Origin of the sequence: Streptomyces sp. (assembly GCF_036524955.1) — a bacterium.
Classification (GTDB): Bacteria; Actinomycetota; Actinomycetes; order Streptomycetales; family Streptomycetaceae; genus Actinacidiphila.
The window spans coordinates 20,837-27,040 of the sequence record NZ_DATDBG010000234.1; the positions used below are offsets into that span (position 1 = coordinate 20,837).

General features: G+C 69.4%; 6 protein-coding genes and 1 other RNA gene. 2 read left to right on the forward strand and 5 right to left on the reverse strand.

Annotated elements, in window-relative coordinates; translation table 11 throughout:
- Positions 1 to 27 precede the first annotated feature (27 nt).
- Complete coding sequence (gene glpK, locus VIW71_RS18805; protein ID WP_331623509.1) at positions 28 to 1,545, forward strand: glycerol kinase GlpK; 1,518 nt, start codon at positions 28 to 30, stop codon at positions 1,543 to 1,545.
- A 273-nt stretch (positions 1,546 to 1,818) separates the two neighbouring features.
- Here the strand turns inward: glpK and ssrA are convergent.
- From ssrA to ftsE, 5 genes are all read right to left on the reverse strand, one after another.
- Positions 1,819 to 2,188, reverse strand: a transfer-messenger RNA (tmRNA) gene (gene ssrA / locus VIW71_RS18810).
- A 111-nt stretch (positions 2,189 to 2,299) separates the two neighbouring features.
- Positions 2,300 to 2,779, reverse strand: coding sequence for an SsrA-binding protein SmpB (smpB, locus tag VIW71_RS18815; protein WP_331623510.1), 480 nt, complete (start codon positions 2,777 to 2,779; stop codon positions 2,300 to 2,302).
- Between the two features lie 18 nt (positions 2,780 to 2,797).
- Entirely contained in the window at positions 2,798 to 4,009 is a 1,212-nt protein-coding gene (locus tag VIW71_RS18820; RefSeq protein ID WP_331623511.1) for a S41 family peptidase, read from the reverse strand.
- Positions 4,010 to 4,057: 48 nt separating this feature from the next.
- Complete coding sequence (gene ftsX, locus VIW71_RS18825) at positions 4,058 to 4,975, reverse strand: permease-like cell division protein FtsX (protein WP_331623512.1); 918 nt, start codon at positions 4,973 to 4,975, stop codon at positions 4,058 to 4,060.
- 39 nt (positions 4,976 to 5,014) lie between these two features.
- A complete protein-coding gene (ftsE, locus tag VIW71_RS18830) occupies positions 5,015 to 5,704 on the reverse strand; it encodes a cell division ATP-binding protein FtsE (RefSeq protein WP_331623513.1) in 690 nt (229 codons plus the stop codon).
- Positions 5,705 to 5,963: 259 nt separating this feature from the next.
- On the opposite strand from ftsE, the gene VIW71_RS18835 reads away from it, so the two are divergent.
- The gene (locus VIW71_RS18835) at positions 5,964 to 6,155 is read left to right on the forward strand and encodes a hypothetical protein (protein WP_331623514.1); all 192 of its coding nucleotides are present in this window, start codon (positions 5,964 to 5,966) and stop codon (positions 6,153 to 6,155) included.
- The last annotated feature ends 49 nt before the right edge of the window (positions 6,156 to 6,204 follow it).

Consider the following 6,204-nt stretch of genomic DNA (forward strand, 5'->3'; position numbering starts at 1 on the left):
GGATACGTTCACGAGAGGCAGCAGGCCATGGCGGACTTCGTCGGCGCGGTGGACCAGGGGACCACCAGCAGCCGCTTCATGATCTTCGACCACGACGGCAACGAAGTGGCGAAGCACCAACTGGAGCACACCCAGTACCTACCGCGCCCCGGCTGGGTCGAGCACGACCCGATCGAGATCTGGGAGCGCACCAACGTCGCCATCCAGAACGCGGTGCGCACGGCCGGCATCGCGGCCTCCGACCTGGCGGCCATCGGCATCACCAACCAGCGCGAGACCACCGTCGTCTGGGACCCGCGCACCGGTCAGCCGTACTACAACGCGATCGTCTGGCAGGACACCCGTACCGACTCCATCGCAAAGGCACTGGAGCGGAACGGCCACGGCGACCTGATCCGGCGGCGCGCGGGCCTGCCGCCGGCCACCTACTTCTCCGGTGGCAAGCTCCAGTGGATCCTGGAGAACGTCGAGGGCGTACGGGCGGCCGCCGAGCAGGGCAACGCCCTGTTCGGCACCACGGACTCCTGGGTGCTGTGGAACCTCACCGGCGGCCCCAACGGCGGCGTCCACGCCACGGACGTCACCAACGCCAGCCGCACCATGCTGATGGACCTGGAGACCCTCGACTGGGACGACGAACTCTGCGCCCTCTTCGGCGTCCCGCGCGCGATGCTCCCCCGGATCCACGCCTCTTCGCACCCCGAGGCGTTCGGTACCACCCGCACCTCCCGCCCGCTGCGGACCCCGATCCCGGTCGCCGGCATGCTCGGCGACCAGCAGGCGGCCACCGTCGGGCAGGTCTGCTTCGCCACCGGCGAGGCCAAGAACACCTACGGCACCGGCAACTTCCTGCTGCTCAACACCGGCACCGAAGCCGTACGCTCCGAGCACGGCCTGATCACCACCGTCGCCTACAAGTTCGGCGACGCCCCGGCCGTCTACGCCCTGGAAGGCTCCATGGCCGTCACCGGCTCGGCCGTGCAGTGGCTGCGGGACCAGGTGCACCTCATCAGAAACGCCGGCGAGAGCGAACAACTGGCCCGGACCGTCGAGAGCAGCGAGGGCATCTACTTCGTGCCCGCCTTCTCCGGCCTCTTCGCCCCCTACTGGCGCTCCGACGCTCGGGGCGCGATCGTCGGTCTGGCCCGCTTCCACAACAGCGGGCACCTGGCCCGCGCCACCCTGGAGGCCATCTGCTACCAGAGCCGGGACGTGGTCGAGGCGATGGAGCAGGACTCCGGAGTCCACCTCGACGTCCTCAAGGTCGACGGCGGCGTCACCTCGAACGACCTGTGCATGCAGACCCAGGCCGACATCCTCGGCGTCCCCGTCAGCCGCCCCGTCGTCGCCGAGACCACGGCCCTCGGCGCGGCATACGCGGCCGGCCTGGCCACCGGCTTCTGGCGCGACACCGACGAGCTGCGCGAGCACTGGCACGAGTCGCGCCGCTGGGAACCGCTGTGGAAGGACGATCAGCGCGCGGCGGGCTACGCGGGCTGGAAGAAGGCGGTCGAGCGCACCCTGAACTGGGTCGACGTCGACTGACGACCCACCCCACCGCCACCGCCCCCGGGCGGCTGCACCTCCGGGCCCCGCCCGGAGGTGCAGCCGTAAGCAACCCACGGCCCCACCCCTCTTGCGGCCTGCGGCCCCACCCGACCCAGGGGCCCACCCGCCTTGGGGGTGCCAAGGCCCGCGGGCCCCGCCGGCCCTGGGGGTGCGGGTGGCGAAGCCCCCGCCGCGCGCGTGCGGATCCCGCGCAAAAACGACGAGGGCGAAGTGGTCCGCACTTTCTGCGGACACACTTCGCCCTCGACCTCGTGGAGATGGCGGGAATCGAACCCGCGTCCTGTGGTGCGGAATCAGGGCTTCTCCGAGCGCAGTCCGCTGTGCTTTTCTCGGCCCCGGCAGTCACGCGGACAAGCCGCCGACGGGCTCAGTCACTGTTTGATTTCCTTCTGGGACCCGTGACCGGTCCTAGAAGTTTAGTTCCCTAGCTGATGCCAGGATCCGGGTCGGGAACAGCCCCGGGCTGACACTTCGCAAGTCGCTACTTAGGCAGCGAGGGCGAAGGAATCGCGCTTGGTGTTGGCGATTATTGGTTTCGGCATATGGTTAACGAGATCATTGCCGCTTCCTCGGCTCGCTTCCCCTGCTTCGACATCCCCAGTCGAAACCGATCATCCCCATGTGGTGTTTTCAAGGTGCACCGCCCTCGGCGGGCGGCTTGTTCCATCGTACGGGAAGAACGCCGGCCCGTGCCAGCGCATTCCCGCCAGTCAACCCGCGCGGGTGACCGTCAGTCGCGCCGGCGGCGGCGCGCCGCGGACATCGCGCGGTCCGCCTCGCGGCGGTCCTGCTTCTCACGGAGGGTCTGCCGCTTGTCGTACTCCTTCTTGCCCTTCGCCAACGCGATCTCGACCTTGACCCGGCCCTCCTTGAAGTACAGGGCGAGCGGCACGATGGTGTGCCCGCTCTCCTGGGACTTCTGGGCGAGCTTGTCGATCTCCGAGCGGTGCAGCAGCATCTTGCGCTTCCTGCGGGCCGCGTGGTTGGTCCAGGTGCCCTGGGTGTATTCGGGGATGTGCACGTTGTGCAGCCACGCCTCGCCGCCGTCGAGCTGGCCGAAGCCGTCCACCAGGGAGGCTCGGCCCAGGCGCAGCGACTTCACCTCCGTGCCGGTGAGCACCAGGCCCGCCTCGTAGGTGTCGAGGATGTGGTAGTCGTGCCGCGCCTTCTTGTTCTGCGCGATCATCTTGCGACCGGTCTCTTTAGCCATAGCCGGGCCATTGTCCCACTACGAAGGGGTGCCGAGGCCAGCGAATACCCGGCTGCTGTCGGCGACCGGGTCCGACCCGTCGGGCACCTGGACGTCGGGGGTGATGCCCTGGCCGTCCACGCCCCGGCCGCCGGGCAGGCTGTAGTGCCCCACGGTCAGCTCGGCCACCGAGCCGTCCGGCAGCGTGCTCGGCATCTGCACCGACCCCTTGCCGAAGGTGCGGGCCCCCATGACCACCGCCCGGCCGCGGTCCTGCAACGCGCCCGCCAGGAGTTCCGCCGCGCTCATCGTGCCGCCGTCGACCAGCACCACCAGTGGCGCGTCGGTGCCGCCGCCGGACGCGTACAGGGCCCGCTGCTGCCCGTGGACGTCGTAGGTGGCGACGAGCCCGTCGTCGAGGAAGACCGACGCCACCGCGACGGCCTCGGCGACCAGTCCGCCGGAGTTGCCGCGCAGGTCGAGCAGGACGCCGTGGTCCGCGTCGCGTACCGCCCGGCGGATCTGGTCGCCGACGCCGAGGGTGAAGGCGTCGATCTTTATGACGGTGGGGGCGTCCTCGCGCCGGGTGACGGTGACCGCACCGGTGGCGAGCGTGGCGCGGCGCAGCGTGACGGTCCACGCGCGCTGTGCGCGCCGCACACCGAGAGTGACCCGGCTGCCGGGGACGTTGTCGCCGCGCAGCGCCGCGACCACCTCGGTCACGGCCAGGCCCGCGCACTTCGTGGTGCCGATGGTGGTCAGCAGGTCGCCGACCCGGAGGCCGGCGCGGCCGGCCGGGCTGCCCGGCTGGACCCTGGCCACCTGGATCCGGCCGCCGTCGATCCGCCGTACCCACAGCCCCACCCCGACATACCGCCCGTCGAGGGCCTGCTGCAGACCGGCGTACTCCCGCGCCGTGTAGAACGACGACCAGCGGTCGCCGCTGCGGCTGATCAGCTTCTCCACCACGTCCGGGCCGACCTTGCCGTCCGCGATCTCCGCCGCGATACGGCGGGTGTTCACCGTGCCACGGTCCGTGTCCCGGGCGCCGCCCGCCGCCGCGGAGCCGGCGTCCGCGTCGGCCACGGTCGCGGCGGCGATCCGGGCGCTGCCGCCGTGCGGCGCGCGCTGGAGCGGTTCGGTCAAGCTGCCCGCCGCCGCACCGCCGGCCAGCAGGCTGCCGAACACCAACGTCAGGGTGGCCCCGCGGCGAAGGCGGCGGGGCGTCCCGAAGAGCGACGGGCCGGACATGGCGGGAAGTCTAGGCGAGAAACGGGCGGCTGACGGAAGTTGCCCGCGTCAGACCTTCAAGTACCTGCGCAGCGCGATGAATGCGGCCATCGCCGGCATCAACACCCCGATCAGCAGCACCAGTGGCAGCACCTTGACCACCGCGTCCCAGCCGATGAAGGAGACCAGCGGGATCTTCTCCTGGAGCCTCAGGCCCGCGTCGATCATGAAGTACCGCCCACCGAGCAGCATCACGCAGGCCAGTCCGGCGCCGACCAGTCCGGCGAACGCGGCCTCCATGATGAACGGCATCTGGATGTAGAAGCTGGACGCGCCCACCAGCCGCATGATGCCGGTCTCCCGGCGGCGGCTGAACGCCGAGACGCGCACGGTGTTGACGATCAGCAGCATGGCGACGGTCAGCATGAAGGCCAGCACCACGTACGCGACCCGGGTCATGCCGTTGAGCAGGTCGAAGAGGTTCTTCAGCACCTTGCGCTGGTCCTCGACCGTCTGCACGCCCGGCCGGCCGGCGAACGCGCTGGCCACGATGGTGAACTTGGTCGGGTCCTTGAGCTTGACCCGGTAGTTCTCCTGCATCTGGTCGGGCGTGATCGAGCTGGCCAGCGGGGAGTTCTTGAACTGCACCTGGTAACGCTTGTACGCCTGCTCCGCCGACTCGAAGTAGACCTGCTGCACGATCGAGAGCTTCTTCAGGTCGGTGAGGACCTCCTTCTTCTGCTCGTCGGTGACCGCGCCCCTGGAGCAACTCGGTGTGGTGGCCGCGTCCGCCTTGTTGCAGAGGTAGAGGGTGACCTGGACCTTGTCGTACCAGTAGCCCTTCATCGAGTCGACCTGCTTGTTGGCGAGCAGGGCGCCGCCGGTCAGGGCGAGCGAGAGCGCCACGGAGATGATGACCGCGAAGGTCATCGTGAGATTGCGGCGGAGACCGACGCCGATCTCCGACAGGACGAACTGGGCGCGCATGGTGGCTGGTTCCTTTCAGAGGGGTGGTGAGGCCGGCCGTCAGTGCTGGTAGCCGTAGACACCGCGCGACTGGTCGCGTACCAGCCGCCCCTTCTCCAGTTCGATGACGCGCTTGCGCATCTGGTCGACGATGTTCTGGTCGTGGGTGGCCATCACGACAGTGGTGCCCGTCCGGTTGATCCGGTCGAGCAGGCGCATGATCCCGACCGAGGTCTGCGGGTCGAGGTTTCCGGTCGGCTCGTCGGCGATCAGCAGCATCGGCCGGTTGACGAAGGCCCGCGCGATGGCCACGCGTTGCTGCTCACCACCGGACAGCTCCCCCGGCATCCGGTCCTCCTTGCCGGCCAGGCCGACCAGATCGAGCACCTCGGGCACGGTCTTGCGGATGGTGCCGCGCGGCTTGCCGATCACTTCCAGGGCGAACGCCACGTTCTCCGCGACCGTCTTGTTGGGCAGCAGCCGGAAGTCCTGGAAGACGGTGCCGAGCTGGCGCCGCATCTGCGGGACCTTCCAGTTCGACAGCCGGTTCAGGTCCTTTCCGAGCACGTGCACCATGCCGGTGTCCGTACGCTCCTCACGCAGGATCAGCCGCAGGAAGGTCGACTTGCCTGAGCCCGACGAGCCCACCAGGAAGACGAACTCCCCCTTCTCGATCTCCAGCGAGACCTCCCGCAGGGCGGGACGGTTCTGCTTGGGGTAGGTCTTGGTGACGCTGTCGAATCGGATCACGTTCGCACCAGGGTTTGCGGGATGAGCGGACAGGGGATGTGGGGGCGACACTACGCGAACGGGCTGCGGGTGCGCAGTCGCCGTCGGGCGTTGGTGGCCTTGACCACAGCCCACATGGGGACATGTCGGTCATCGCCCCTCGGAGGCGGGGCGCCGAATCCGGCGGAACCTGTCACAGTGGAATGAGGGAGTAGACCGCACAACCCCCGGGAACCATTCCGTCACCCGGCGCGTTTCACCGGACGGAGGAGGAGATCGCATGACGTGCGACCGACTGGTGTGTGCGAACTGTGCCGGACCGGTGAGCGAGGGCCGTTGCCCGGTGTGCCGCGCCAACCGCGCCCGCCTCCAGCAGGAGAACCCCTGGGCGTCCATTTCCCCGGCGGCGCTGGTGGCCCTTCTCGTGGCACTGCTGACCGTGCTGCTGGTGGTGGAGCACGCGGCTGCGTGAAGCACATCACAACGGGGCCCGGGGCGCTGACGCGCCCCGGGCCCCGGTG